The organism is Mycetocola sp. TRD_SC_2, assembly GCF_055361225.1.
In genome coordinates, this window is the sequence record NZ_CM143954.1 from 1,383,447 (window position 1) to 1,409,310 (window position 25,864).

The following is a 25,864-nucleotide window of genomic DNA, read 5'->3' on the forward strand; positions in this document are numbered from 1 at the left end:
TATCGCGGACACGTCCACGGAATGGGGAACTCTTGCTCAAGGGTCGACTGCTAGTTGTCGCGTTTGAAGGCTGGAACGACGCCGGGGAAGCGGCGACAGGCGCCGTTCGGGTGCTGCAGGAACAACTCGATGTCGCACCTCTCCTGGAGCTTGACCCCGAGTTGTACTACGACTACCAGTTCAATCGCCCGGTGATCGGGGTCGATGATGACGCTCGGCGCCGGCTGACCTGGCCGACGACGACGATGTACGGTCCGTCGTCGCCCCAGATGCCGGTCGAGCCTCTCGCCGATGACGCAGACCTGAGCGTCTCGGGCGACAACGGGGGCAATATTTATCTCCTTGTCGGCGTCGAGCCTTCGCGAACGTGGAAGGCATTCACCGCCGAAATCATCGACGCGGCGCTCGCTGCGGACATCTCGGGCATTGTCTTTCTCGGCGCGATGCTCGCCGATGTTCCGCACACTCGCCCGATCTCAATCTTCACCTCGAGTGAGAACCCCGAGGTCCGGGCCGAACTCCAGATCGAGCGCAGCATGTACGAGGGCCCTGTCGGCATCCTGAGCGTTGTCGCCGAAGCCGCAGAGGACGCAGGGATTCCCACTCTCGCGATCTGGGCATCCGTGCCGCACTACGTCCACAACGCGCCGTCACCGAAAGCGGTCCTCGCGCTCATCGACAAGCTCGAGGAGATCGTCGACGTCGTGATTCCCCGAGGCGACCTCGTCGAGGAAGCGGCCGAGTGGGAGCAGGGCATCGACGCCCTCGCCGGTGAAGATGAGGACATGGCCGCGTACATCCGCCAGCTCGAGCAGGCCCGCGACACCGTGGAAGCACCCGAAGCAAGCGGTGAGGCCATCGCGAAAGAATTCGAGCGGTACCTGCGCAAGTCGGCCGACGGCAAGGGCGACGGTCGTAACGAGCCGCCGACCCCGCGCTGACGTTCTAGAGTTCGACGCCGAGAAGGGCGTGAACGGCGCGGCCCAGAAGCGCGGGGTCGTCGACGCCGTGTTCCGCCGCCTGGTCGATCACCGTCAGCGCACGAGGCGTGTCGAGGTCGATGCGAAGCGCTTCGCGAAGCTCGGAGAGGATGTTCTCCGCTGACAGATCGCCGGTCGGAGTCGTTCCGGAGAATCGGGTGCCCCACAACTGCAGCCGTCCGACGGCCGTTTCGAGCGCGGCATCCGTCCATTCCCAATCAGAGCGATAGTGGTGGGCGAGCAGCGTGAGCCGGATCGCACGGGCGTCAACGCCGGAGGCGACCAGTTTCGAGACGAGAACGAGGTTGCCGAGCGACTTCGACATCTTCTCGCCCTGATACGCGACCATGCCGGTGTGGCTGTACACCCGGGCGAGCGGATGCCCGCTGAGCGCGGCCGCGTGACCGGCGCTCATCTCATGGTGCGGGAAGATCAGGTCTGACCCTCCGCCCTGGACGGTGAAATCCCTGCCCAGCTCCATCAGGGCGATGACGGAGCATTCGATGTGCCAGCCGGGGCGCCCAGCGCCGACGGAGCTCGGCCACGACGGTTCGTCGTCGCGGGCAGCACGCCAGAGAAGCGGGTCGAGCACGTCGCGCTTGCCCTCGCGGTCGGGGTCTCCGCCGCGTTCGCGGAACAGGCCGGCCATGGTGGCACTGTCGAGATTGCTGACGTCGCCGAGGGTCCAGCCGCCCAGGCCGGCCGCACGCGCGCTGTCGAAGTAGATGTCGGATCCGGCCGAGCTCTCCGGGGTGTGAACCTCGTAGGCGATGCCGGCGACGAGCAGACGGCGCACGGCCTCCGCGATCTCGTCCAGGACCTCCGTGACGGCGACGTAGTCCTCGGGAGGCAGGATGCTCAGTGCTTCCATGTCGCCGCGAAACAACTCGACCTGGCTGGCGGCGAGCTCCTGCCAGTCGACACCGGTCGCTGCGGCGCGTTCGAGCAGCGGGTCGTCGATGTCCGTGACGTTTTGCGCGAAGTGCACCTCGAGCCCGGCGTCGAGCCAGACCCTCTGCAGGGTGTCGTAGGCGAGGTAGGTGGCCGCATGGCCCATGTGGGTCGCGTCGTACGGGGTGATCCCGCAGACGTAGATCCGTGCGGTGTCGCCGGTGTGCGCTTCCACGAGCCCGCGCGACGCCGTGTCATAGAGGCACGGTGCCGAGGAGAGTCCGGGAAGGGTGGGGATCTCGGGTCTCGTCCATGCCTTCACTCCCCCAGCCTAATCGGGCCGGAGAGCTCCGCCGGACGCCTAGACAGCGGCGAGGACGCCGGTGCCGAGGAGCACGAACAGAACCAGGCCGAGGACGATGCGGTAGATCACGAACGGCAGGAAGCTCCGCTTCGAGATGTAACTCATGAAGAATTTGATGACCACGATGGCGACGAAGAACGCGACGACGGTCGCGACGAGTGTTTCGAGCGGTCCGTACACTTCGGGAGTGCAGTTGGCCGCGCCCTCGACGCAGGGCTTCGCGATCGACTTGTAGATCTGGTAAAAACCGCTGCCCATCACGGCGGGGATCGCGAGCAGGAACGCGTACCGTGCAGCGGCGGCGCGCTCGTAGCCGAGGAACAGACCGGCGGTGATGGTGCCTCCCGACCGTGACACACCGGGGATCAGGGCGAGAGCCTGCGCGAACCCGAAGACAATGCCGTGACGGTAGCCGAGGTTCTCCAGTTTGAGATTCTTGCGGCCGATCCAGTCGGCGAGACCCAGCAGCAGGCCGAATCCGATGAGCATCGACGCCGTGAACCACAGGGAACGGAATGTCGTCTCGATCTGGTCCTGAAACAGCAACCCGAGCACGACGATGGGCACCGATCCGAGGATGATCAGCCAGCCCATGCGGGCGTCAGGGTCGTTGCGGGGAATCTTGCCGACGAGTGCTTTGCACCAGGCGCCGATGATCCGGACGATGTCACCCCAGAACAGGATGATCACGGCAAGCTCGGTGCCAATCTGGGTAATCGCGGTGAACCGTGCTCCCGGGTCTTCACCCGTACCGAGGAACTCGCCGACGATCCGAAGGTGAGCGCTCGACGACACGGGAAGAAATTCGGTCAATCCCTGGACGAGGCCGAGAATAATCGCGTTGAGAAGGTCCACGAGAAAGTGTTGTTCCTGCCGTTGTCGGGATTCGGGTCAATAGGTGCGGAGGAGGTCCGTCAGAACCTGCCTGCCAAAGACTAATGCGTCGAGCGGCACCCGCTCGTCAACCCCATGGAACATCGCCGGGAAGTCGAGGTCGTCAGGCAGCCGGAGCGGCGCGAATCCATACCCGGTGATGCCGAGCAGTGACAGCGCCTTGTTGTCGGTGCCGGCAGGAAGAAGGTACGGCAGTACCTCCGCACCCGGGTCGTGTGCGGCGAGCGTCTCGCAGATGGCATCGATGAGCGGGCCGGAGAAGTCGTTCTCGAGGCCGACGTCGCGGTGCAGCACTTCGATCTCGATGTCGGGACCGACCAGTTCCTGCACGGCGGCGAGGACGGCATCCTCTTCACCGGGAAGGGAACGGATGTCGACGAGTGCCTCGGCGGTGTCTGGGATCACGTTGTGCTTGTACCCGGCCGTCAGCACCGTGGGGTTCGTCGTCGTGCGCAGGGACGCCTGGATGAACCCGGATGCTGTTCCGGTCGCGAGGGCGAGTTCGTCCGGGCCGAGCGCCTGGGGCTCCACGTCGAGAATGCGCGCGACCTCCCCGAGGAGAGCCGTCGTGGTTGCGGTGAGGCGGATCGGCCAGTTCTGCCTGCCGACAGCCGCGACCGCCTCGGCAAGCCGAGTGACCGCGTTCTCCCGGACGACCCGTGAGCCATGCGCCGCCGGGCCCCTCGCGATGAGTTTCACCCAGAGCAGCGCCTTCTCGCCGGTTTGGACGAGGTAGGCGCGTTTGCCGTTGATCGAGATCGAGTAGCCACCGACCTCGCTGATCGCCTCGGTCGCACCGTCGAACAGCTCGGGGTGGTTCTCGACGAGGTAGTGCGACCCAAGCAACCCGCCGTTCTCCTCATCGGCGAAGAACGCGAGGATGAGGTCACGGGCCGGCCGCTCCCCCGCCCGCAGCAGGTCGGCGACGGCGGTGAGGATCATCGCGTCCATGTTCTTCATGTCGACCGCGCCGCGACCCCACAGCATCCCGTCGCGGATCTCGCCCGCGAACGGGTCGACGCTCCAGTTGGCGGGGTCGGCGGGAACGACATCGAGGTGGCCGTGCACGACGAGGGCGCCGCGTGAGGAGTCGCGGCCGGCGACCCGCGCGACGACGCTCGTTCGACCCGGTTCAGAGTCGAACAGCTGAGGTTCGAGGCCGAGGTCCCGGAGGTACGCCGCAACGTATTCCGCCGCTGCCGTCTCACCCTTGGACCGGCCCCCGCCGTAATTCGTCGTGTCGAAGCGGATGAGATCGCGCGCGATCTGTACCGTCTCGTCGAGCTCAGCATCAGGAACGTCTGGGGTCGTCTCAGCGGAATGCATGCCCCCAACGCTACCGTCCCCGGAGTTTGCCCGACGTGGAAAACACGGCTCCAAAATCGTGCTAAAGTCTTACCTCGGCAGCGGAAATACCTCGCAGCCGGAACACATGCGCGGGTGGCGGAAATGGCAGACGCGCTAGCTTGAGGTGCTAGTGCCCTTACGGGCGTGGGGGTTCAAGTCCCCCTTCGCGCACACTGTGTTGAGACAGAAGAAGAGCCGGACCAGAAATGGTCCGGCTCTTCTTGGTTAAGCTATATGTCCACGTTGCTGCGTCGACATTCGTGGTCGGCAAGCGGGGTCAGCGGCGGCCGCTCATCTTCTTTCTCAGCCACTCGATCCGCGACTGCAACTGGGTCACGCTGGCCTGCTGCACGGCGGGTCCCCCGCACATGCGCCGCAGCTCGGCGTGCACGAGACCGTGCGGCTGTCCGGTGGACTTCGCGTACAGCCCGACCAGGCTGTTGAGCAGGCTCCGTTGTTCCTTCAGGGTGCGGTACAGCGGCGGTGGGACGTCTGCTGACGTGTCCGCAGGCACCTGCTGTGCCTTCGTCGATGACCGCTTCGCCTGGCGCGCCTGACGCTGCGTGAGAAGCTCGTGCACCTGCTCGGGTTCGAGCAGGCCGGGAAGGCCGATGAAGTCGAGTTCTTCCTCGGTGCCCGGTTCGGCCCACTGGCCGAACTCATCACCGTCGTAGACGACCCGGTCGAAAGTCGCGGACGAGGACATCGCCTCGTAGCGGAACTCGTCTCCGAGAGCATCAGAACCCTTCGACTCGCGGTTCGCCTCGGCGACCATCGCGTCCTCGGGGTTCCACATGTCACCTTCACCCTCGCCGTCGCTTCTGCGGTCGAGCGCGTGGTCGCGCTCGAGCTCCAGTTGGGAGGCGAGGTTCATCAGATTGGGAACATCGGGGAGAAAGACGGATGCCGTTTCACCGCGGCGACGCGCCCGCACGAACCGGCCGATGGCCTGGGCGAAGAACAGCGGTGTCGACGCGCTCGTCGCGTACACCCCGACGGCGAGCCGGGGAACGTCGACCCCCTCACTCACCATCCGCACGGCGACCATCCAGCGGCTCGTGGAGTTCGAGAACTCGTCGATCCGGTCGGACGACTCCTTCTCGTCGGAGAGCACGACGGTCGGGCTCTGCCCCGTGATGTCCTTGAGGATGGTGGCGTACGCCCGCGCGGCGGTCTGGTCGGTGGCGATGACGAGGCCACCGGCATCCGGGATGCTCTGACGCACCTCGCTGAGGCGGCGGTCGGCCGCCTGCAGCACCTGGGGAATCCACTCCCCCTTCGGGTCCAAAGCCGTGCGCCACGCCTGGGACGTGATGTCCTTGGTGTTGCCTTCACCGAGCCGCGCTTCCATCTCATCACCGGCGTTGGTCCTCCAGCGCATGTGCCCGGCGTAGACCATGAACATCACCGGCCGGACGACTCCGTCGGCGAGGGCGCGCCCGTACCCGTAGTTGTAGTCGGTGAGCGACGTGCGAATGCCCTGCTTGTCCGGCAGGTAGCTCACGAACGGGATCGGGGCGGTGTCCGACCGGAACGGGGTGCCGGTGAGGGACAACCGGCGCGTCGCCGGTTCGAAGGCCTCGCGGATTGCGTCGCCCCAGCTCAGCGCGTCTCCGCCGTGGTGGACCTCGTCGAGGATGACGAGAGTTTTCGACGACGCTGTGATGTCTCGGTGGAGTGCAGCACGGACGGCGACCTGCGCGTAGGTGACCACGACACCGTGGTAGTGCCTCCCGTACCGTCCGGCGGCGTTGGTGAAGGTGGGATCGAGCCGGATGCCTGCCCGATGCGCGGCATCAGCCCACTGCCGCTTGAGATGCTCGGTGGGAGCGACGACGGTGATGCGGTCGACGGTGCGGCGGGCGAGAAGTTCGGCGGCGAGCCGAAGCGCGAACGTCGTCTTGCCTGCCCCGGGCGTAGCAGCGGCGAGGAAGTCTTTCGGTTCCGTGGTGAAGTAGGACTCAATCGCTTCCTGCTGCCAGGCGCGGAGCTTGGACACTGTTCCCCATGCGGCCCGTTCGGGAAACGCTGGGGAAAGATGCTCGGCAGCAGAGGTTCCGATCCGGAGTTCGGGGACGGCATCCTGTGCCGGTTGCTCCCCCGGAAAGATCTCTGTGCTCACTTGACGACAATCTACCCGCTCACCTGGCGCCGGGCGAACTGAGGGGGTCCCCTGGCGTGGCGCGGAGCGGTAGGCTCGCCCGGGGAAAAGGAGGCTCTGTGAACGACAGCACACCGCACCAGGACGATCAGGTGGACGCCGACACCGTCACGATCCGGCGCCCGCATCCGTGGTCCCGTTACGTCGCCCTCGGTGACTCATTCACAGAGGGCATCGGCGATCCCGAGCCCGCATCGCCCGGTGGCCACCGGGGATGGGCCGACCGGGTCGCCGAGGTTCTCGCGCGAGATCTGGACGACTTCGCCTACGCCAACCTCGCCGTCCGCGGCAGGCTCATCGCGAAGATCGTCGACGAGCAGGTTGAGCCGGCGCTCGAGCTGCGCCCCGACCTCATTTCGATCTCGGCCGGGGGAAATGACGTCATCCGCCCGGGCACGGACCCTGACGCAACCGCCGCGAAAATGGACGAGGCGATCGCCCGCCTCAGTCGCGACCACGCCACCATCGTTCTCTTCACCGGCGTCGACGTCGGATTCTCGCCCGTGTTCCGCGGAATTCGGGGCAAGGTGGCGATCTACAACGAGAACATCCGCGCGATCGCGACGAAGTACGACTGCATCGTTGCCGACATGTGGTCACTCAGTGACGTGCAGGATAGCCGGATGTGGTCGCCGGACCGGCTCCACCTCAATCCGCTCGGACACCACACGGTCGCCCGCATGGTGCTCACCGCCCTCGCCGTCGACAACGACCTCGAGCCGCGCAAACCAGAGCCACTTCCGGCGTCGACGTGGCGCCAGGCACGCACGTCGGACCTCGCCTGGGCGCGTGCGTACCTCGTGCCCTGGGTAATCCGTCGCATCCGCCACCAGTCCTCGGGCGACTTCATCACGGCCAAGCGGCCGCTGGCCGAGAGATATACCCGCAGCGACGGCTGAGAACGGGCGGATCAGCCGAAGGGATTGGCGAGCTTCCAGCCCAGGTCCGCTCCCTCGAGTTCATTCTCGAGCACGAGCGGAACGGCGATGCTCTCGCCGGCGTGGTCGAACGTGACCGAACCGACTGTGCGGCCGTCCTCGCCGAATTCGAGAGCGGATGCCATCGGGGTCACCGTCACGGCGGCATCCTGCCAGACAAGCACGCTCGCGTCTTCGGCCGCGACGATGTTCGCCGTCGCGCCCCACGGAGACGTGTAGCTGCCGTAGGAGTCGCCGGCTTCGACGAGTTTCACCTCGTGGAACCCGGCGGTGGTGCTGGTCAGGAGAGACGTGATGGCCTGGTTGAGCTGGCGGTGGTTCGGCGCGCCGAGGATCACACCGACGAGGATCACGGTCTCATCGCCGATTTTCGCCTCGGCCGCGAAGAGCAGGCACGCGCCCGCTACGCGTGTGGTGCCGGTTTTCAGCCCGATGACACCGTTCGATCCGAGAAGTTTGTTGGTGTTCTTCACCTCACCGATGACGGGGAGCACAGCGCTGGTCTCCTGCACCACCTGTGACAGGACGGGATGAGCGAGTGCGAGCTTGCCGATGGCGACCAGATCGGCGGGGGTCGACCGGCTTCCGCTGCTGAGTCCGCTGGAGTCAGCGAGAGTGGTGCCGGCGAGCTCGTGCGCGGAGAGCCAGACCTGGGCAGCCTCGAGGAAGGATGGCACCGAACCGAACGCCCAGTTCGCCAGGGTGATGCTGTAGTTGTTGGCGGACGGCAGCATCATGGCCTCGAGCAACTGGCGTTCGGTGAAGACCGAACCGACGGCAACCTTGGCCGCCGACCCTCCCTCGGCGATCGTCTGCGAGTAGATCCGGGCGTCGGCTTCGGTGAGGGTCAGTTCGGGTCCGCCTTCGCCTTCGTCGAGCGGCATCTTGTCGAGGACCACGAGGGCGGTCACCGTCTTGGTGATGCTCGCCATCGGTGTGGACTCCTGGGGGCCGAAATCCTCGAGGACCCCGTCGGTGCCGACAGCGCCAATGGCCCCGGTGCCGAATGACGGCCAGTCGAGCGGGCTCGTCGGCTGGCTGATCACGCCAGCGGGCGCGAGTTCCGCGGCGTTCGCAGGAATGGGACGGAGCACCGCGAGAGAGGTGTAACCGAGCAGGAGGAGCACGATGGCGAGGGCACTGAAGACCGTCACCCGTCGCCGTCGGTACATTCGCGAACGATCGGCGGGGCGGGAATTCTGCACCCGACGATTCTACCCGCGGTATTTTCTCGGGAGGGTCAGGGGCGGCGGAGCGCCCACAGGGCAACAGCGCTGGCCGAGGCCACGTTGAGCGAGTCGACGCCGTGGAGCATCGGGATCATGACGGTCGTGTCTGCCGCCTCGAGCGCCTGCCCGCTGAGGCCGTCACCCTCAGCGCCGAGCGTGATGGCGATCCGTTCCGGCGGATTCGCGGCGAACTCGTCGAGTCCGATGGCTCGGTCGTCGAGCGCGAGAGCGGCAACGTGGAAGCCGGCTTCCTCAAGGATTCGGCGTGCTTCCGGCCACTCCGGCATCCGCGTCCACGGCACCTGCAGGACGGTGCCCATGCTCACCCGGACGCTGCGGCGATAGAGCGGGTCCGCACACCGCGGCGTGATGAGGACAGCGCCGGCTCCGAGGCCCGCGACCGAACGGAAGATGGCACCGACATTGGTGTGATCCACGATGTCCTCGAGGATCACGACGCGCGTGGCATCAGCGAGCAGAGTCGCCATGTCGGGCAGCTCCGGGCGGTGCATCGCAGCGAGTGCCCCCCGGTGCATGTGGTAGCCGGTCAGTTTCTCGAGGACGTCGGAGTCTCCCACGTACACCGGCACGTCGGGGAAGCGCTCGAGCAACGGTTCGACGTCGGGCAGCCAGCGCTTCTGCAGCAGGAGCGAGCGAGGTTCGTGACCGGCGGCGATCGCGCGGGCGATGACCTTGTGCGACTCCGCGATGTAGAGGCCACCCTCGGGCTCACTCACCCGGCGCAGCGCCACGTCCGTCAGGCGGGCATAGTCGGAGAGCCCGTCGGTGTCGAGGTCGGAGATCGGGACGATTCGCACGGTGATTCCTTCTGGTGGTGGCGTACTGTCGAAAGACCGGGCCGCGGCATCCGAAACAAATTGGACATGCGGATTGTTTACTCTCGGGTCAGGACAGGTTTTTCGAAAGGCCGACATGACCATGATCACCGGATCGACACCGGAGCTCGACGAACGCGGGCTCGATCGAGCCTACGCCGTCCTGTCCGGTGGCACCTTCGCCGTGCTGACCGGGGCAGGAGTGAGCACAGACTCGGGCATCCCCGACTATCGCGGAGCCGGCGCCCCCAAGCGGACGCCGATGACGGTGACCCAGTTCCTTCGAAACGATGACTCCCACAAACGGTACTGGGCGGGAAGCCACCTCGGCTGGGCGCACTTCGACGCTGCCGAGCCCAACGCCGGGCACCGCATGCTCGCCACCCTCGAGAATGCCGGTCTCGTGACAGGGATCGTCACGCAGAACGTCGATGGGCTTCACGTGCGCGCCGGATCCCGTCGCGTCGTCGACCTGCACGGTTCGATGGACCGCGTTTCCTGCCTGCAGTGCGGCCAGACATTTGCGCGGGAGAGTATCGCCGCGAGAATCGACCGCGAGAACCCCTGGCTGTCGAGCCCGGATGCCGTCTCGCTCAATCCGGACGGCGACGCCGAGATCAGCTCCGTCGAGAATTTCATTGCGCCGGCGTGTTCGGTCTGTGGTGGGCCGCTGAAGCCCGACGTCGTCTTCTTCGGCGAATTCGTGCCGCCGGTCAAGTTCGCCGAAGCGCGGGACCTCGTCGGCAAGGCGGACGCCCTCGTGATCGCCGGGTCCTCGCTCGTCGTGAATTCCGGCATCCGTCTTCTCGAGCACGCGAGGCGGAACAAGCGACCGATCGTCATCATCAACCGCGGTGAGACGAAGGGTGATTCTCGTGCGACGGTCAAACTCGGTGCCGGGGCCTCGGAGACCCTCGCCGCGTTGGCGGAGCGCTTGCTCGCCTGACCACCCCCAGAGCTCGGCAAACCGGTGCTCAGTCCCGTGTCAACTCCTCGATCACGCTGTCGAGCTGCGCGGCGGACTCCCGCCACACACCGGGTGACACACTCGCCGCGTCCTCGGTGTGCAGGGTGATCACCGGCTGGTCCGTCGCGCTGTCCCCGAGAAGGGTCCTCTGCTGCGCGCGGGATACTCCGACGATGAGGTCGGCGGAGCGCATCATCCAGCTCCGGGTGTACCGGAACCGCCACGGCAGAGTCCTGATCCGGGTGAGCAGATCTGCGTCCTTGTGAAGCGCAGGCGTTCCCCCGGCCACGACGAGCCGGAACCGTCTTCCGACGCCCATCAGCCCGGGAACGGGTGTGAAGACGACATCGGCGCCGATACTGCTGAGCTTCCTGCCGGCGAGAAACTCCGCTGGGCTGTACGGAGACCCGAGGAGTTCCCAGGGCAGGGGTGGAAGCAGATGGAGCGCTGTCTTCGGTCCGACAATCATCACGAACGACCGGCGTTCGGCGAGGGCGTGAACGATGCCACGTGACATCCGGCTGAGCTGGTCGTCGGGATCCTCCGTCACCCAGCGGCAGTCCACGAGAAGCTTCACGCGTTCTCCCCCGCGAGGAAGCCGCGGATCAGTCCGGCGGCCTCAGCGGGAACCTCGTAGTGAATGAGATGCCCGACTCCGGAGAGGATCTCGAGCTTCGCGTCCGGGAACCGGCGCACAAGCGTGTGCTGGGCAGCGACCGGCGTGATGTCGTCCTGGTCGGCCGCGATCAGCAGGGTGCGGTCGACGATGTCCGACGCGAATTCGCTGACGTCGTTTCCGACGGATGCCTTGAACGCCTCGAGAACAACCGCCCGGTTTCCGAACGCGCTGAAGTAGAGGTCGTGCTGGGAGTGAATCCAGCGACGCAGAACCTTGTCCTTCGTCTTCGCCATGGTCACGCTCATCACCCGGACGATTGCCCGGTTGCGGAGCAGCGCGAATCCGAGGCGCTCGGGCAGGATCGCGCCCATCTTGTAATACAGGACGGCGAGCCGGGTGAGGATGCCACGTGGCCCGGCAAGTGCGGGGGCAGCGATCGGGTTGACAAGGATCACCAGCGGAGCGCGGAGCGGTGTGCGCGCGAGAGCCGCGGAAACGACGATGGAGCCGAAGGAATGACCGAGGATCACCGGCGGCTCCGGCAGATCGAGAGCGGCAACGAACGCCCGGAGCCAGTTCGCATAGCCGTCGATGTCGTGGGGCGTCGACAGTGGCTCTGATTCCCCGAAACCCGGGAGGTCAGGACTGAGGATGTGCAGCCCTTCGAGGTGAGCGACGACGGGTTCGAGGCCGTGGTGGTCGCCGCGGAAGCCATGCACCATCACAACGGTCGGCCCGGTGCCTTGGGAGCCGTATTCCCAGTAGCGTGTCCGGCTGCCGTCGATGTCGACGGAGTGCGCGGAGACGGGGATGCGATCGAGTCGCGCTGAGTACGGAGAGGTGACAGTCATGGGGAATTCCAGTTTAGGCTTTTCGCTCCCGGCAACCGAACATCGCTCCCCCTAGAATCAGGGCAACGACGGCGAGGGTCCACACCTCGCACCTGCCCCGACGGAATCGATACCAGTGACTTTCACCGCGCCCATTCAGCTCCCCGGTCTCGAGAGAGATCCTCTCTGGTATCGCCGGGCGATCTTCTACGAAGTGATGGTGCGGTCGTTCGTCGACAGCAACGGAGACGGCTCAGGTGACCTCCAGGGTCTGACCACGCGTCTGGATTACCTGCAGTGGCTCGGTGTCGACGCACTCTGGCTCCCGCCGTTCTTCACCTCTCCCCTGCGTGACGGCGGCTACGACGTCTCTGATTACCGGTCGATCCTGCCCGAGTTCGGCACCGTCGAAGAGTTCAAGGACCTGGTGACCAAGGCCCACGAGCGGAACATGCGGGTCATCATCGACATGCCGCTGAACCACACCTCCGACCAGCACGAGTGGTTCCAGGCGTCGCGAGAAGACCCCGACGGGCCATACGGCGACTTCTACGTCTGGAGCGACACCGACCAGAAGTACCCGGACATCCGGATCATCTTCACCGACACCGAGGACTCCAACTGGGCGTTCGACCCGGTCAGGCGCCAGTTCTTCTTCCACCGGTTCTTCTCGCACCAGCCCGACCTCAACTTCGAGAACCCGGCCGTTCACGACGCCATGTTCGACATCGTCCGGTTCTGGCTCGACATGGGCGTCGACGGGTTCCGTCTGGATGCCATCCCGTACCTCTACGAGTCCGACGACGGAAACGGCGAGGGCGAGCCGGAGACTCACGCGTTCATCAAGAAGCTCCGCGCGATGGTCGACCTGGAGTACCCGGGACGGATCATGATCGCCGAGGCGAACCAGTGGCCACGCGAGGTCGCCGCGTTCTTCGGGACCGACGAGGAACCGGAGTGCCACATGGCATTCGACTTCCCGGTGATGCCAAGAATCTTCTACTCACTGCGATCCCAGCAGGCGGAAGAGCTGGTCCGGGTTCTCTCGGAGACGACGGATGTTCCCGACTGGGCGGGCTGGGCGGTCTTCCTCCGCAATCACGACGAACTCACCCTCGAGATGGTCAGCGAAGAATACCGGCAGGCGATGTACGGCTGGTACGCCTACGACCCACGGATGCGCGCGAACGTCGGGATCCGGCGTCGCCTCGCTCCCCTGCTCGACAACTCCCGTGCAGAGCTCGAACTCGCCCATGCGCTGTTGTTCTCCCTCCCGGGCAGCCCGTTCATCTACTACGGGGATGAGATCGGAATGGGTGACAACATCTGGCTCGCCGACCGTGACTCCTCGCGCACGCCGATGCAGTGGACGCCCGACCGCAACGCCGGGTTCTCCACGGCCGACCCAGGCAAGCTGTACCTTCCCGTTGTCCAGTCGCTCGTGTTCAACTACACCCTGGTCAACGTCGAGTCCCAGCTCGCCCAGTCCCGCTCACTGCTGCACTGGGTGCGCAACGTCATCCATGTGCGCAAGGGACACCCCGCGTTCGGGCTCGGCTCGGTCGAGGTGGTCCCGAACAACCACGAGTCGGTGCTGAGCTTCGTTCGCAGCTATGAGGGCACCGGTGGTCACATGGGCGGCCACATCGGCGACGAGAAGGAAGACATCCTCTGCGTCTTCAGCTTCTCGCACCACCCGATCTCGACGACCATCGTCGCTCCCGACCTCGCCGGATGCCGCCTGTTCGATCTCTTCGGCGGGGGCGAGTTCCCCTCGTTCGATGAGAACGGCGAAGTGACGCTCACCCTTGCCACCCAGAGCTTCTACTGGCTGCACGTTGCGCGGCCGACGGACTCCCCCTTCTCACAGCGGCGTCGCGCGTGAGCGAGGACCTGTCGGTGGTGCGCCCTAGCGTGAGTCCCGTGGAGATAACTGCAGTAACACCCTGGTCCGAATCGCTCGCCGTCTTCGACCTCGAGACCACCGGTATCGACGTCGTGACGAGCCGCATCGTCAGCGCGAACGTCGGGCTCCTCGATGGGCGCGGCGAGGTTCTCCGCCGGCGGGACTGGCTCGCCGATCCCGGTGTCGCCATCCCCGAGCAGGCGACTGCTGTCCACGGCATCACCACCGAGCGGGCACAGGCAGAGGGCCGCCCGGCGCCACTCGTTGTCGCCGAGATCGTGGCTGAACTGCGCGGCTACTTCGACGCCGGCATCCCCGTCGTCATCTACAACGCGCCGTACGACCTGTCGTTGCTGTTCCACGAGTCACTCCGCCACCACGTCGCGCCGCTCCTCAACCCGTCGCCGGTCATCGACCCCCTCGTGATCGACAAGGCCGTCGATCGATATCGTAAGGGCAAGCGAACCCTCGTGGCCGCTGCGCTCCACTATGGTGTCGAACTCACCGATGCCCACGATGCCGGCGCAGACGCGATCGCTGCCGGCCGAGTGGCCCAGGCCATCGCCCGCACTCACTCCCGGGCGCTCAACGTCGATGCGATCGAGTTGCACCGGTTGCAGGAGGGCTGGTGTCAGGACCAGGCCGACAGCTTCCAGGACTACATGCGACGCAACCGCGACGCGACGTTCGTGGCAGCGACCGGGTGGCCGGTGCGCTGACCGCACGGCGAGCGACGCACGGTTTGCGAAAGGTTGCGCGTCGGTTCATCGGCGCTCGAGCGTGCTCGCTCGGTGGACGCCACGGGGCTGTTCACGGTTCGCTGCCGGGCGCCGCTGAACGTCGGAGAAGGAAACAAGGCGGCTCAAACAGGAGATCGCACGGTTTTCAGGAGATTTCAGCGCTTTCTCTCCTGTAGCGCCTGCGATCTCCTGCAAAGCGTGCGCCGCCATGCCGCGCGGGCACGAAAAAAAGCCCGCGACCGAAATGGTCGCGGGCTTTTCTCGAAAGAGAATTAGTTGCCGAAGCCCTTGAAGCGCTTGTTGAACTTCTCGACGCGTCCGGCCGAGTCCATGATGCGCTGCTTGCCCGTGTAGAACGGGTGTGACTCCGAGGAGATCTCAACGTCGATGACGGGGTAGACGTTGCCGTCCTCCCACTCCATGGTTTTCGAGCTGCCCACGGTCGAACGCGTGAGGAACACTGCGCCTGAGGCGAGGTCGCGGAAAACAACCGGCTTGTAGTCGGGGTGGATGTCAGTCTTCATGAGGACTTCCTTGTAAGTTTCGGAGGAATTGTTTCAGTCTCGCCCGCACGCGAAATGCGGCAAGAAAGCAGACGGCCCATTGGACCAGCTACCTACTTTATCAGAGAACGGAGGCTACTGGGCACGCGCGCTGAAGCGCCCGTCGCGTTCGGTCAGTTCGATCGGGAGACCGAAGGTTTCGGACAGCGTGTCGCTCGTGAGAGCCTCGGCCAGTGGGCCCGATGCCGTGACTTTGCCGTCGGCCAGGAGCAGAGCGTGGGTGAAGCCGACCGGGACCTCTTCGACGTGGTGCGTGACCATGACGATGGCGGGAGACTCCTCCGACTGGGCGTATCCGCCGAGCAGCTTGACGAGTTCTTCGCGGGCACCGAGGTCGAGACTCGCCGCCGGCTCGTCGAGAAGAAGAAGTTCGGGGTCGGTCATGACCGAACGGGCGATCTGTACTCGCTTCTGCTCGCCGTCGCTCAGGGTTCCGAACTTGCGGTCGGCGAGGTCCTCAAGGCTCCACTCGGCGAGCACGCGGCGGGCGCGCTTCACGTCGATGTCCTCGTAGTCTTCGTTCCAGCGACCGGTGACCGAGTACGCCGCCGTCATGACGACGTTGAGCACGCTCTCCTCGAACGGAACCCGACGCGCCATCGCGGTCGACGCGATACCGATCCGCGGGCGAAGCTCGAAGACATCCACCTTGCCGAGTTCGGAGTCGAGAATCTCGACCGTGCCCGAACTCGGGTGCATGAGCGTCGACGCCAGCTGGAGCACGGTGGTCTTCCCGGCGCCGTTCGGCCCGAGCACCACCCAGCGCTGGTCGGCTTCGACCGTCCACGACACGGAATCCACGATGGCACGGCCGTTTCGAACGACCGATACGTCACTCAACTGCAAAACGCTCGACATGTCTCTAGCCTATCCGTCGCAACCGGTCATTCGTGCCGGACGCGCGCGTCAGCGACCGAGCACCGAGCGGTATAACGCAATGGTTTCGGCGCCGATCCGCTCCCAGCTGAACTCGCGCTCCGCCCTCTCCCGCCCGGCGACACCCATCGCGGCGGCTGCGTCCTGATCGGACACGACCTCGGTGAGCGTCGCGGCGAGGTCGGCAACGAACTTGTCGGGGTCCACCGGGGTCCCTGTCCCATCCGTTACCTGCTCGATCGGGACGAGCCGGCCGGTGACCGTGTCATCGACAACCTCGGGGATGCCGCCGGTCGCGGTTCCGACGACGGCGGCCCCGCACGCCATCGCTTCGAGGTTGACGATGCCGAGCGGCTCGTACACGGACGGGCAGACAAAGGTCGTCGCGGCGGTGAGGACGGCGCAGAGTTCGTGCCTCGGCAGCAGCCGGTCGATCCAGACCACCCCGGAGCGTTCCTTCTGGAGTTCGCGAACCCCAGCCTCGACCTCGGCAAGGATCTCGGGCGTGTCCGGCGCACCGGCGCACAGCACGAGCTGGACCTCAGGCGGAAGGAGCGATGCGGCCCGCAGAAGGTACGGCAGTCCCTTCTGCCGGGTGATCCGCCCGACGAAGACGATGCTCGGCCGCGTGGGATCGATGCCCATCGACCGCACGAGGTCGTCGTCGTGAACCGGCTTCCACGCGTCGAGGTCGATGCCGTTGTAGATGGTGTGCACGCGGGACCCGTCCAGTGCGGGGTAGCTCCGGAGGATGTCGCGCCGCATGCCGTTGCTGACGGCGATGACGGCATCCGCAGCTTCGAAGGCGGTCTTCTCGATCCAGCTTGAGACGCGGTAACCGCCTCCGAGCTGTTCGGCCTTCCACGGCCGCAGCGGTTCGAGGCTGTGCGCGGAGACGATGTGCGGGATGCCGTGGAGCAGCTTCGCGAGATGCCCGGCGCCGTTCGCGTACCAGGTGTGCGAGTGAACGAGGTCGGCCCCCGCGGCGTCCTGCGCCATCAGGAGGTCGGTACCGAGGGTGGTGAGCGCACCGTTCGCGCCTGCCAGTTCGGACGGGACCTGGTAGGCGAAGGTATTCGCCTCGCCCCGTTGCTCGCCGAAGCAGCGCACGGTGACGTCGATCTCACCCCGCATCGCTGCGACGAGTTCGGCGACGTGGACGCCGGCTCCGCCATAGATTTCTGGTGGGTATTCCCGGGTAAGAAGATCGACTCGCATGACTCGAACGCTAGTACACGTATGGGGTTGCCTCTAGTGTTGTGGCATGGTCGCATCGAAGAAGATCTTTGGAATTGTCCTCGCTGGTGGCGAAGGAAAACGCCTCATGCCACTCACGGCTGACAGGGCAAAACCGGCTGTCCCATTCGCGGGCCAGTACCGGCTGATCGACTTCGCGCTCTCCAACCTCATCAATTCCGGGTTGACCCAGATCGTGGTGCTGACCCAGTACAAGTCGCACAGCCTCGACCGTCACGTGTCGCAGACCTGGCGGTTGTCAGGCCTTCTCAACGCCTACGTGGCATCCGTTCCCGCGCAGCAGCGTCTCGGCAAACGGTGGTTCTCCGGTTCTGCCGACGCGATACTTCAAAGCCTCAACCTCATCCGTGACGAAAAGCCGGATATCGTCGTCGTCGTCGGCGCTGACCACGTGTACCGGATGGACTTCCGTGACATGGTGCATGCCCACATCGAATCCGGCCGCGGTGCGACGGTTGCCGCGATCCGCCAGCCGATCGAACTGAGCGACCAGTTCGGCGTGATTCAGCTCGACAAGGACGACCCGACGAAGATTTCAGAGTTCCTCGAGAAGCCGATCAACGCCGAAGGCCTTGCCGATTCGCCGCAGGAAGTCCTCGCGTCGATGGGTAACTACGTCTTCAACACCGACGCGCTCATCGAGGCCGTCATTCGTGACGGCGAGCGGACGGACTCGAACCACGACATGGGTGGCGACATCATCCCCGACTTCGTGAATCGCGGCGATGCCGGCGTGTTCGACCTCAAGAACAACGACGTGCCGGGGTCCACCGACCGTGACCGGTACTACTGGCGGGACGTCGGGACGATCGATTCGTTCTTCGAAGCGCACCAGGATCTCATTTCGACCCTGCCGATCTTCAACCTGTACAACAGTGAATGGCCGATCTTCAGCCAGCAGCTCAACTCCCCCCCGGCCAAATTCGTCCGGGATGCGAAGGGCAACCTGGGTACGGTCATCGACTCGATTGTGTCGCTCGGTTCGCTCATTTCGGGCGCCCACATCGAGCGCAGCGTCCTCGGGTCCTGGTCGAAGGTCGAGTCGGGCGCGAGCGTTGTCGACTCCGTGCTGTTCGACCGCGTCGACGTGGGGCCGGATGCCACGGTGCGGCGCGCGATCCTCGACAAGGACGTTGTGGTCGAGGCCGGCGCCTCGGTCGGTGTGGACCCGGAACGTGACCGCGCCCGGGGCTTCACCGTGACGGAATCCGGCCTGACAGTGGTCGGCAAGGGGCTGCGCGTTACCCGATGAGTCCTTTCACGTCGCCGGCACCGAGTGTGCCGGCCCGGTTCCTTGTCGTGCTCGACGCCGATTCCACTCTCATCGAAAACGAGGTCATCGAACTTCTCGCTGAGGAGGCGGGAACCCGCGATGTCGTCGCCCGGGTGACCGAGAGCGCCATGCGGGGTGAACTCGACTTCGCCGAGAGCCTGCGCGGCCGTGTCGCCACGCTCGCCGGACTCCCCGACTCGGTTTTCGCGACGGTGTCCTCCCGGATCCGACCGACCCGCGGGGTGCACGAGCTTATCGCTGGCGTCCACGCTGCCGGCGGTATCGTCGGCGTCGTCTCCGGCGGGTTTCACGAACTTCTCGACCCGCTCGCAGCCACCCTCGGTCTCGATGTGTGGCGTGCCAACCGGCTCGAGCTCGCCGACGGGCTCCTCACCGGCCGGGTGGACGGCCCGATCGTCGACGCGGCGGCGAAAGCATCCGCCCTTATCGAATGGGCAACGGATGCCGGCGTGCCGGTGTCGCGGACCGTCGCGATCGGCGACGGGGCGAACGACCTCAAAATGATGGCGGAGGCGGGACTCAGCGTTGCCTTCAACGCCAAGCCCGCCGTGCGCGCCGGGGCGGATGTCGTGCTCGAGAATGTCGACCTTGCCGACGTGCTCCCGCTGCTCGGGCTCCGCGGCTGACCCAGAGCGCTCGGGCTAGTGGCCCATTCCCAGTCCGCCGTCGACGGGGATGACAGCGCCTGAGATATAGCCGGCGTCGTCGCCCGCCAGCCACGCGACGACCCGCGCGACCTCGGTGGGTGTGGCGAACCGGCCGGCGGGGATGCTCTTCTTGTACTCGGTCTGGGTCGCCTCGGGAAGCTCAGCCGTCATGTCGGTTTCGATGAAGCCGGGCGCGACCACGTTGGCGGTGATTCCCCGAGCCCCGAGTTCGCGGGTAATCGATCTCGCCATGCCGACGAGGCCCGCCTTCGATGCGGCGTAATTGACCTGGCCTGGGCCGCCGTACAGCCCGACGACGCTCGAGATGAGGATGATCCGGCCGAAGCGAGCCTTGAGCATGCCCTTCGACGCACGCTTCACGACCCGGAACGATCCGCCGAGGTTGGTGTTGACGACGCTGTCGAAGTCGTCCTCGCTCATTCGCATGAGGAGCGTGTCGCGGGTGATTCCCGCGTTCGCGACGACGACCTCGACCGGCCCGTACTCCGCTTCGATCTCGGTGAACGCGGCATCGATCGATGTTGCATCCGTGACATCCGCCCGCACCGTGAAGCTGCCTGCCGGGCCCTCCCCCGAACGTGCTGTTACGGCCACACGGTGCCCGAGCGAGACGAATTCCTCCGCGATGGCGAAACCGATCCCCCGGTTTCCTCCCGTTACGAGTACGGTGCGCGGAGTGAAGTCAGAGTGGGGCATGTCGGCCTTCCGGTGGTGAGGAAAATCCCAGTGGTTCGACGTCACGCAAGCCGATCGTCAACCCTGCTGGAGGTACGAAAACAAGCGTAGTCTTGGAGTGAATGAAACAGCCATCCATCACCTCACTCCCCCCGTCTCCCGAAGCGGAGCGGCGGTCACGAATGCTCAAGTACACGATTGCGATGAGCGTCCGTGTGGTGTGCCTTGTGCTGATGTTGGTGACGACGGGATGGTGGCAATTCGTGTTCGCAGCGGGTGCGATCGGGCTGCCATACGTGGCGGTCGTGCTCGCGAACGTCGGGGCGCCGAGGGTTGATTCCACGGTGCTGCGACCGGATGGTGTCGTCGCCATACCTGAGCGGGTTCTCCGCGATCAGGACCGGCCAGACCGACAGGCGTCATGATCTCACTTTTCTCAGAGCCTGAGCAGTTCGCCTGTTCCAGGGCCGGATGCTCCGCCACGGCCGGATGGCGGATCGAATGGCGCAATCCCAAAATTCACTCCGAGGACCGGGTCAAGGTCTGGCTCGCCTGCGATGAGCACTCGGATTATCTCCGGGGCTTCCTCGCCGCGCGCGACTTCCCCGTCAGGACCGTCGCATTGAACCCGGAGGATGCACCGTGAAGAATTGGCGTTTCGTCATCAGCCGGCGCTGGTTCGGGTACCTCGCTGTCGCGATGGTCTTCGCGATCGTGTGCGTTCTGCTCTCCAACTGGCAGGTGGCACGGCTGGAGGAGAAGCGGCTCGAGAACTCCCTCGTGCTCGAGAATTATGAAAACGAGGCGATTCCGCTTCGTGACGCGCTCGACTCCCCCGAAGACTGGGAGGACAGCGTCGAATGGACACCTGTCGCACTCAACGGAACCTATCTCGAAGACGAGCAGGTCCTCGTGCGTAACCGCCCACGCAACGGGCAGCCGGGATTCGAGGTCCTCACCCCGCTTCGCCTCACCGACGGAAGCGTCTTCGTCGTCAACCGCGGCTGGCTGCCGACCGGCAACGCGCAGGACCTCCCTGACGTGATCCCGGCACCGCCGGAGGGCGAGGTCGCTGTCACCGCCCGGCTCAAGCCGGGCGAGCCGTCCCTGCCCGGCCGTACCGCCCCCGAGGGACAAATCGCGACAGTGGAGTTATCCCAGTTCGCCGAGCGGATCGATGCACCTGTCTTCACCGGCGCGTACGGCCTCATGGCGTCAGAGACCCCTGCTCCGGTCGATGATCGGCCGCTCCCCGCGTTCAAACCCGAGCTGAGTGAGGGTTCGCACCTCTCCTACGCACTGCAGTGGATCGTGTTCGCCCTGCTCGGATTCGCCTTCCTGGGCTATGCCATCCGGGAGGAGTACCGCCACCTCAACGCCGACGACCCCGCCGAGAAGGCGCGAGCCGATCAGCGCGAGCGCAAACGGGCAGCGAAACGCTCAGACTCCGACGTCGAGGACGACATCCTTGACGCATCCCTCCGCTGAGCGGAGGCATCAGGCGAGCTCGATGAGCTCCAGGTAGTCCTTGTTCCAGTGGTCCTCGACGCCGTCGGGCAGGATGAGCACGCGCTCAGGGTTGAGGGCCTGCACAGCGCCCTCGTCGTGGCTGACGAGGACGACGGCGCCGGCGTAGTGCGCGAGGGCATCGAGAATTTCGGCACGGCTTGCGGGGTCGAGGTTGTTCGTGGGCTCATCGAGGAGAAGCACGTTTGCACCGGAGACGACGATCATCGCGAGGGCGAGTCTGGTCTTCTCACCACCGGAGAGGACACCGGCTGGCTTGTGCGAGTCGTCTCCGGTGAACAGGAACGAACCGAGCACTCTCCGGGCTTCGGTCTCGGTGATGTGCGGTGACGACGAGACCATGTTCTCGAGCACGCTGCGCTTGACGTCAAGGGTCTCGTGCTCCTGGGCGTAGTACCCGATGCGGAGGCCGTGGCCGGGCTCCACCTCCCCGGTGTCGGGGGTATCGACGCCCGCGAGGATCCGCAGCAGCGTTGTTTTTCCCGCACCGTTGAGGCCGAGGATGACAACCTTGGAGCCGCGGTCGATGGCGAGGTCGACGGCTGTGAAGATCTCCAACGACCCATAGCTGCGTGACAGGTTGGATGCCATCAGTGGGGTACGGCCACACGGCGCCGGTTCCGGGAATCGCAGTTTCGCGACCCGGTCGACGGCGCGGACGTCGTCGAGGCCGGAAAGCATCTTCTCAGCTCGCGCCACCATCTGGTGGGCGGAGGCAGCCTTGGATGCCTTCGCGCCGAACTTCGCTGCCTGGAGCTGCAGCGACGTCGCCTTCTTCTCGACGTTGACGCGTTCCTTCTTGCGACGCTCCTCGTCGGCGGCACGCTGACGCTGGTAGTTCTTCCAGTTCATGTTGTAGACATCGATGACCTGGCGGTTGCCGTCGAGGTAGAACACCTTGTTGACGGTCTCTCCGACCAGTTCGACATCGTGGGTGATGACGATGAAGCCGCCGGTGTAGGTCTTGAGGAACTCGCGCAGCCAAATCACCGAATCGGCGTCGAGGTGGTTGGTTGGTTCGTCGAGGATCATCGTCCGCGCGTCGGAGAACAGGATCCGCGCCAGTTCGATTCGGCGGCGCTGTCCACCGGAGAGGGTCTTGAGCTGCTGGTCGAGGATCCGGTCGGGCAGGTTGAGGTTGCTCGCGATCGACGCGGCCTCCGCCTCGGCTGCGTAGCCGCCGAGCATCTGGAAACGCTCCTCGAGGTTCCCGTACTTCTTCATCGCTGCTGCGCTCGTCGCGGCATCCTCGGACGCCATTCCCAGCGTCGCCTCGTGCATGCCGAGGACGAGGCTGCCGAGCCCGCGGGCGTTGAGAATTCGCGTCCGTGCGAGTTCTTCGGGGTCGCCCGAACGCGGGTCCTGCGGCAGGTAACCGAGTTCGCCCGAGCGTTCCACCTTGCCGTTCGACGGCTGGAGCTCACCGGCGAGGACCTTGGTCAATGTTGTCTTCCCTGCGCCGTTACGGCCGACGAGGCCGATCTTGTCGCCTGCGGAGACGCGGAAGTTGACATCGTCCATGAGAACCCGTGCCCCGACGCGAATTTCGAGATCGTGCACACTCAGCAAAACGTTGTTCCAGTTCCTTCGGGAGCGCCACAAATGGCGCGAAAATTAAGGGGGTCAACCCAACAGTCTACGGTGTCCCGGCTGGGAGCTCGCCGCACCGCTCAGGTCGCCAACCCGGTGTGCCCGGGAGGGAGTGTCGCGATACGCCGCACCGCCTCCGTGAGAAGATCCGGTGAGCAGGCGACATTGATGCGCGCCCACCCGGTCCCCCCGACGCCGAAGCCGAGCCCCGGGCTCAGCGCGACCTTCGCCTCCTCAAGGATGTGCGCTGCCGGGTCGTCGCCCCAGCCGCGACCGCGAAAGTCGAGCCAGGCGAGATACCCGGCGTTCGGACGTCGCCAGGACACCTTGGGAAGGGAATCCCGAAGCAGGTCCTCGAGAAGATCGAGGTTCGCTGTGATCGCGGCAACGGCACCGTCGAGCCAGTCCTCACTCTCCCGGTAGGCGGCGGTGCTCGCGAGCATCCCGAACTGGCCGGTTCGCCACGTCACTTCGAGTGGCAGTCCGGCAAGAATTGCTTTCGGCTCCTCCCCCTCCGCCACCATCAGAGCGCACTTGAGCCCGGCGATGTTCCAGGCCTTGCTCGCCGAGTGCAGGGCGAGGCCGTGCTCTCTCGCGGTGGCAGAAGCGCTGAGGTACGGCACGAATGTCGCGCCGGCATGGGTGAGGGGCGCGTGGATCTCGTCGCTGATCACTCGAACACCGGACGCCAGCGCGAGTTCCGCGACGCGAGCGAGCTCGTCCCTGCGGTGGAGCAGACCGAGCGGATTGTGCGGGTTGCAGAGGACGAAGGCTTTCGCGCCTCCGGTGAAGGCTTCTTCGAGCCCGTCGAGGTCGAGCCGCGGTCCGTCCCCGGCATCGACGAGGGGAACGACGGTGACGGATGCTCCCGCCTCGGCCACGAGGTCGAAGAACGGCGGGTAGACCGGTGGCGTGACGACGACACGGTCCCCCGGCGTCGTCACCCGGCGGAGAATCTCCACAATGCCCATGCTGACATCCGCCGTCGACAGGAGCGTCGCATCCGTCAGACCCCAGCTCCACCGTCTGCCGGCGAACCCGCGAAAAGCGTCGGCGAGCGGGTTCGCCGACGCGACGTAACCGGCATCACCGCGGTCGATCGCCTCGTGCAGGACCTGACGGATGGGGTCCGCGAGCGGATAATCCATCTCGGCGACGAACAACGGCAGAACGTCGTCGGGATGCTCCGCCCATTTCTCGCTCGTCCGGGAACGCAGAACGTTGATCGGGTCGGAGGAGACTTCTGTCATCCTCCGACGATATCCCGTGGAACCCGCTTAGATCGAGAAGCCGAGCGCGCGCATCATGTCGCGCCCGTCGTCCGTGATCTTCTCGGGACCCCACGGCGGCATCCAGACCCAGTTGATCCGGAATGCGTCGACCACGTTGTCAAGAGCCTGCGCCGTCTGCTCCTCGAGAACATCGGTGAGCGGGCATCCGGCGCTTGTCAACGTCATGTGGATGATGAGCGCGTTGTTTTCGTCGTCCCAGCCGAGGTCGTAAATCAGCCCAAGGTCGACGATGTTGATCCCGAGTTCGGGGTCCATCACGTCCTTGAGGGCTTCCTCGACTTCGTCGAAGCGCTGTGGGCTCAGTGTGCTGACCATGGCTTAAGCCTACGCCGTCGTCGCTTCGCCGACGAGGAAACGGTCGTAACCCTCGTCCTCGAGACGGTCGGCCAGCTCGGGCCCACCCTGCTCGGCGATGCGTCCGTCAACGAAAACGTGCACGAAGTCCGGCTTGATGTAACGGAGGATCCGCGTGTAGTGCGTGATGAGGAGCACTCCGAGGTTGGTGTTCTCCTTGGCGCGGTTGACGCCCTCCGACACGATCTTCAGCGCGTCGACGTCGAGTCCGGAGTCGGTCTCGTCGAGGACGGCGAATGTCGGCTTGAGCAGTTCCATCTGGAGGATCTCGTGGCGCTTCTTCTCTCCACCGGAGAATCCCTCGTTGACGTTCCGCTCGGCGAAGGTGGCATCCATCCGGAGCTCCTTCATCGAGTTCTTGACGTCCTTGATCCAGTGACGGATGGGCGGTGCCTCACCGTCGATCGCGGTCTTCGCGGTGCGGAGGAAGTTCGTGACGGTCACACCGGGGATCTCGACCGGGTACTGCATGGCGAGGAAGAGACCGGCACGGGCACGCTCGTCGACGCTCATCTCCAGGACGTCGACGCCGTCGAGGGTGATCGAGCCGGAGTCGACGGTGTACTTCGGGTGACCGGCGATGGTGTAGGCGAGGGTGGACTTGCCGGAGCCGTTGGGCCCCATGATGGCGTGCGTCTCACCCTTCTTGATGGTGAGGTCGACGCCACGCAGGATGGGCTTGGATCCCTGTTCGGTCTCGACACTGACGTGCAGGTCGCGGATTTCAAGTACAGACATGGTGTCAGATCTCTTTCGTTACAGTCGGGTCGATGAAAATGTTTCCGTCGGTCAGCTCTACGGCGTAGACCGGGACGGGTTCATATGCGGGAAGCGTCAGTGGCTTGCCGGTGAGGAGGGAGAACTGGGAGCCGTGCGCCCAGCACTCGAGGGTGTCGTCTTCGACGAAACCCTCGGACAGCGAGATGTCTCCGTGGGTGCAGGTGTCGCCGATCGCGTGGACATCGCCGTTGCCGTCGAGCACAAGAGCAATTGGGATGCCGTCGACGACGACACGTTTGGCCTGGTTGACCGCGAGGTCGCTGAGCGCACAGACACGTTCGGCCAC

Annotated in this window: 27 protein-coding genes and 1 tRNA gene; 11 read left to right on the forward strand and 17 right to left on the reverse strand. The window is 65.3% G+C overall.

What is annotated here, in order from left to right:
* Positions 1–32 precede the first annotated feature (32 nt).
* On the forward strand, positions 33–941 hold the full coding sequence (locus ACWA1Q_RS06590) for a proteasome assembly chaperone family protein (RefSeq protein ID WP_463760513.1): 909 nt from the start codon (positions 33–35) through the stop codon (positions 939–941).
* Between the two features lie 4 nt (positions 942–945).
* On the opposite strand, the gene mshC is transcribed toward ACWA1Q_RS06590, so the two are convergent.
* The 3 genes from mshC to ACWA1Q_RS06605 are packed head-to-tail and all read right to left on the reverse strand — an operon-like array spanning position 946 to position 4,455.
* A complete protein-coding gene (gene mshC / locus ACWA1Q_RS06595; protein WP_463760515.1) occupies positions 946–2,193 on the reverse strand; it encodes a cysteine--1-D-myo-inosityl 2-amino-2-deoxy-alpha-D-glucopyranoside ligase in 1,248 nt (415 codons plus the stop codon).
* 39 nt (positions 2,194–2,232) lie between these two features.
* Positions 2,233–3,090 carry an undecaprenyl-diphosphate phosphatase gene (locus ACWA1Q_RS06600; RefSeq protein ID WP_463760516.1) on the reverse strand — a complete coding sequence of 286 codons (858 nt, stop codon included), beginning with the start codon at positions 3,088–3,090 and terminating at the stop codon, positions 2,233–2,235.
* 36 nt (positions 3,091–3,126) lie between these two features.
* A complete protein-coding gene (locus ACWA1Q_RS06605) occupies positions 3,127–4,455 on the reverse strand; it encodes a M20/M25/M40 family metallo-hydrolase (RefSeq protein WP_463760517.1) in 1,329 nt (442 codons plus the stop codon).
* Between the two features lie 108 nt (positions 4,456–4,563).
* Between ACWA1Q_RS06605 and ACWA1Q_RS06610 the strand changes: the two genes are divergently transcribed.
* Positions 4,564–4,647, forward strand: a tRNA-Leu gene (locus ACWA1Q_RS06610).
* A gap of 106 nt (positions 4,648–4,753) precedes the next feature.
* Here ACWA1Q_RS06610 and ACWA1Q_RS06615 read toward each other — a convergent pair.
* A complete protein-coding gene (locus tag ACWA1Q_RS06615; RefSeq protein WP_463760793.1) occupies positions 4,754–6,586 on the reverse strand; it encodes a DEAD/DEAH box helicase in 1,833 nt (610 codons plus the stop codon).
* 164 nt (positions 6,587–6,750) lie between these two features.
* Between ACWA1Q_RS06615 and ACWA1Q_RS06620 the strand changes: the two genes are divergently transcribed.
* On the forward strand, positions 6,751–7,536 hold the full coding sequence (locus ACWA1Q_RS06620; RefSeq protein ID WP_463760795.1) for an SGNH/GDSL hydrolase family protein: 786 nt from the start codon (positions 6,751–6,753) through the stop codon (positions 7,534–7,536).
* A gap of 11 nt (positions 7,537–7,547) precedes the next feature.
* Here ACWA1Q_RS06620 and ACWA1Q_RS06625 read toward each other — a convergent pair whose 3' ends face one another.
* Both ACWA1Q_RS06625 and ACWA1Q_RS06630 read right to left on the reverse strand, forming a co-directional pair.
* Positions 7,548–8,780 carry a D-alanyl-D-alanine carboxypeptidase family protein gene (locus tag ACWA1Q_RS06625; protein WP_463760519.1) on the reverse strand — a complete coding sequence of 411 codons (1,233 nt, stop codon included), beginning with the start codon at positions 8,778–8,780 and terminating at the stop codon, positions 7,548–7,550.
* A gap of 35 nt (positions 8,781–8,815) precedes the next feature.
* A complete protein-coding gene (locus ACWA1Q_RS06630; protein ID WP_463760520.1) occupies positions 8,816–9,622 on the reverse strand; it encodes a TrmH family RNA methyltransferase in 807 nt (268 codons plus the stop codon).
* A 115-nt stretch (positions 9,623–9,737) separates the two neighbouring features.
* Between ACWA1Q_RS06630 and ACWA1Q_RS06635 the strand changes: the two genes are divergently transcribed.
* A complete protein-coding gene (locus ACWA1Q_RS06635; RefSeq protein ID WP_463760522.1) occupies positions 9,738–10,586 on the forward strand; it encodes a Sir2 family NAD-dependent protein deacetylase in 849 nt (282 codons plus the stop codon).
* 28 nt (positions 10,587–10,614) lie between these two features.
* Here ACWA1Q_RS06635 and ACWA1Q_RS06640 read toward each other — a convergent pair whose 3' ends face one another.
* The gene (locus ACWA1Q_RS06640) at positions 10,615–11,184 is read right to left on the reverse strand and encodes a hypothetical protein (protein WP_463760524.1); all 570 of its coding nucleotides are present in this window, start codon (positions 11,182–11,184) and stop codon (positions 10,615–10,617) included.
* Positions 11,181–12,077: an alpha/beta fold hydrolase gene (locus ACWA1Q_RS06645; protein ID WP_463760525.1), complete on the reverse strand. Its 897-nt coding sequence runs from the start codon at positions 12,075–12,077 to the stop codon at positions 11,181–11,183. Before ACWA1Q_RS06645 ends, ACWA1Q_RS06640 begins: the two co-directional genes overlap by 4 nt.
* Positions 12,078–12,192: 115 nt before the next feature.
* Between ACWA1Q_RS06645 and treS the strand changes: the two genes are divergently transcribed.
* Together treS and ACWA1Q_RS06655 are read left to right on the forward strand one after the other, a co-directional pair.
* Positions 12,193–13,941 carry a maltose alpha-D-glucosyltransferase gene (gene treS / locus ACWA1Q_RS06650; protein WP_463760527.1) on the forward strand — a complete coding sequence of 583 codons (1,749 nt, stop codon included), beginning with the start codon at positions 12,193–12,195 and terminating at the stop codon, positions 13,939–13,941.
* A gap of 38 nt (positions 13,942–13,979) precedes the next feature.
* Positions 13,980–14,681 (forward strand): exonuclease domain-containing protein, encoded by a 702-nt coding sequence (locus ACWA1Q_RS06655; protein ID WP_463760529.1) that lies wholly within the window; start codon positions 13,980–13,982, stop codon positions 14,679–14,681.
* 293 nt (positions 14,682–14,974) lie between these two features.
* Here ACWA1Q_RS06655 and ACWA1Q_RS06660 read toward each other — a convergent pair whose 3' ends face one another.
* The 3 genes from ACWA1Q_RS06660 to glgA all read right to left on the reverse strand — a co-directional run bounded on the left by ACWA1Q_RS06660 (position 14,975) and on the right by glgA (position 17,359).
* The gene (locus ACWA1Q_RS06660; protein WP_121672176.1) at positions 14,975–15,226 is read right to left on the reverse strand and encodes a type B 50S ribosomal protein L31; all 252 of its coding nucleotides are present in this window, start codon (positions 15,224–15,226) and stop codon (positions 14,975–14,977) included.
* A gap of 114 nt (positions 15,227–15,340) precedes the next feature.
* The gene (locus tag ACWA1Q_RS06665) at positions 15,341–16,123 is read right to left on the reverse strand and encodes an ABC transporter ATP-binding protein (protein WP_463760530.1); all 783 of its coding nucleotides are present in this window, start codon (positions 16,121–16,123) and stop codon (positions 15,341–15,343) included.
* A gap of 48 nt (positions 16,124–16,171) precedes the next feature.
* Entirely contained in the window at positions 16,172–17,359 is a 1,188-nt protein-coding gene (gene glgA / locus ACWA1Q_RS06670; protein ID WP_463760532.1) for a glycogen synthase, read from the reverse strand.
* Positions 17,360–17,405: 46 nt separating this feature from the next.
* On the opposite strand from glgA, the gene ACWA1Q_RS06675 reads away from it, so the two are divergent.
* Positions 17,406–18,650: a glucose-1-phosphate adenylyltransferase gene (locus tag ACWA1Q_RS06675; RefSeq protein ID WP_463760534.1), complete on the forward strand. Its 1,245-nt coding sequence runs from the start codon at positions 17,406–17,408 to the stop codon at positions 18,648–18,650.
* Positions 18,647–19,318 carry a phosphoserine phosphatase SerB gene (gene serB, locus ACWA1Q_RS06680; protein WP_463760535.1) on the forward strand — a complete coding sequence of 224 codons (672 nt, stop codon included), beginning with the start codon at positions 18,647–18,649 and terminating at the stop codon, positions 19,316–19,318. Before ACWA1Q_RS06675 ends, serB begins: the two co-directional genes overlap by 4 nt.
* Before the next feature lie 15 nt (positions 19,319–19,333).
* Here serB and ACWA1Q_RS06685 read toward each other — a convergent pair whose 3' ends face one another.
* On the reverse strand, positions 19,334–20,056 hold the full coding sequence (locus ACWA1Q_RS06685) for a beta-ketoacyl-ACP reductase (RefSeq protein ID WP_463760537.1): 723 nt from the start codon (positions 20,054–20,056) through the stop codon (positions 19,334–19,336).
* Between the two features lie 101 nt (positions 20,057–20,157).
* Between ACWA1Q_RS06685 and ACWA1Q_RS06690 the strand changes: the two genes are divergently transcribed.
* From ACWA1Q_RS06690 to ACWA1Q_RS06700, 3 genes are read left to right on the forward strand one after another with little or no spacing between them, the layout of a single operon-like run.
* Positions 20,158–20,460, forward strand: coding sequence for a DUF3099 domain-containing protein (locus tag ACWA1Q_RS06690; protein WP_463760538.1), 303 nt, complete (start codon positions 20,158–20,160; stop codon positions 20,458–20,460).
* A complete protein-coding gene (locus tag ACWA1Q_RS06695; protein ID WP_463760539.1) occupies positions 20,457–20,681 on the forward strand; it encodes a hypothetical protein in 225 nt (74 codons plus the stop codon). Before ACWA1Q_RS06690 ends, ACWA1Q_RS06695 begins: the two co-directional genes overlap by 4 nt.
* Positions 20,678–21,523, forward strand: coding sequence for an SURF1 family cytochrome oxidase biogenesis protein (locus ACWA1Q_RS06700; RefSeq protein ID WP_463760541.1), 846 nt, complete (start codon positions 20,678–20,680; stop codon positions 21,521–21,523). Before ACWA1Q_RS06695 ends, ACWA1Q_RS06700 begins: the two co-directional genes overlap by 4 nt.
* Positions 21,524–21,532: 9 nt before the next feature.
* On the opposite strand, the gene ACWA1Q_RS06705 is transcribed toward ACWA1Q_RS06700, so the two are convergent.
* The 5 genes from ACWA1Q_RS06705 to ACWA1Q_RS06725 all read right to left on the reverse strand — a co-directional run bounded on the left by ACWA1Q_RS06705 (position 21,533) and on the right by ACWA1Q_RS06725 (position 25,864).
* Positions 21,533–23,131, reverse strand: a complete 1,599-nt coding sequence (locus tag ACWA1Q_RS06705) for an ABC-F family ATP-binding cassette domain-containing protein (protein WP_463760542.1) — start codon at positions 23,129–23,131, stop codon at positions 21,533–21,535.
* A gap of 101 nt (positions 23,132–23,232) precedes the next feature.
* A complete protein-coding gene (locus ACWA1Q_RS06710; protein WP_463760544.1) occupies positions 23,233–24,402 on the reverse strand; it encodes a MalY/PatB family protein in 1,170 nt (389 codons plus the stop codon).
* Between the two features lie 27 nt (positions 24,403–24,429).
* Positions 24,430–24,759, reverse strand: coding sequence for a metal-sulfur cluster assembly factor (locus ACWA1Q_RS06715; RefSeq protein ID WP_121672186.1), 330 nt, complete (start codon positions 24,757–24,759; stop codon positions 24,430–24,432).
* 9 nt (positions 24,760–24,768) lie between these two features.
* Positions 24,769–25,536 carry a Fe-S cluster assembly ATPase SufC gene (gene sufC / locus ACWA1Q_RS06720; RefSeq protein WP_463760545.1) on the reverse strand — a complete coding sequence of 256 codons (768 nt, stop codon included), beginning with the start codon at positions 25,534–25,536 and terminating at the stop codon, positions 24,769–24,771.
* Between the two features lie 4 nt (positions 25,537–25,540).
* Positions 25,541–25,864, reverse strand: a complete 324-nt coding sequence (locus tag ACWA1Q_RS06725; RefSeq protein ID WP_463760546.1) for a non-heme iron oxygenase ferredoxin subunit — start codon at positions 25,862–25,864, stop codon at positions 25,541–25,543.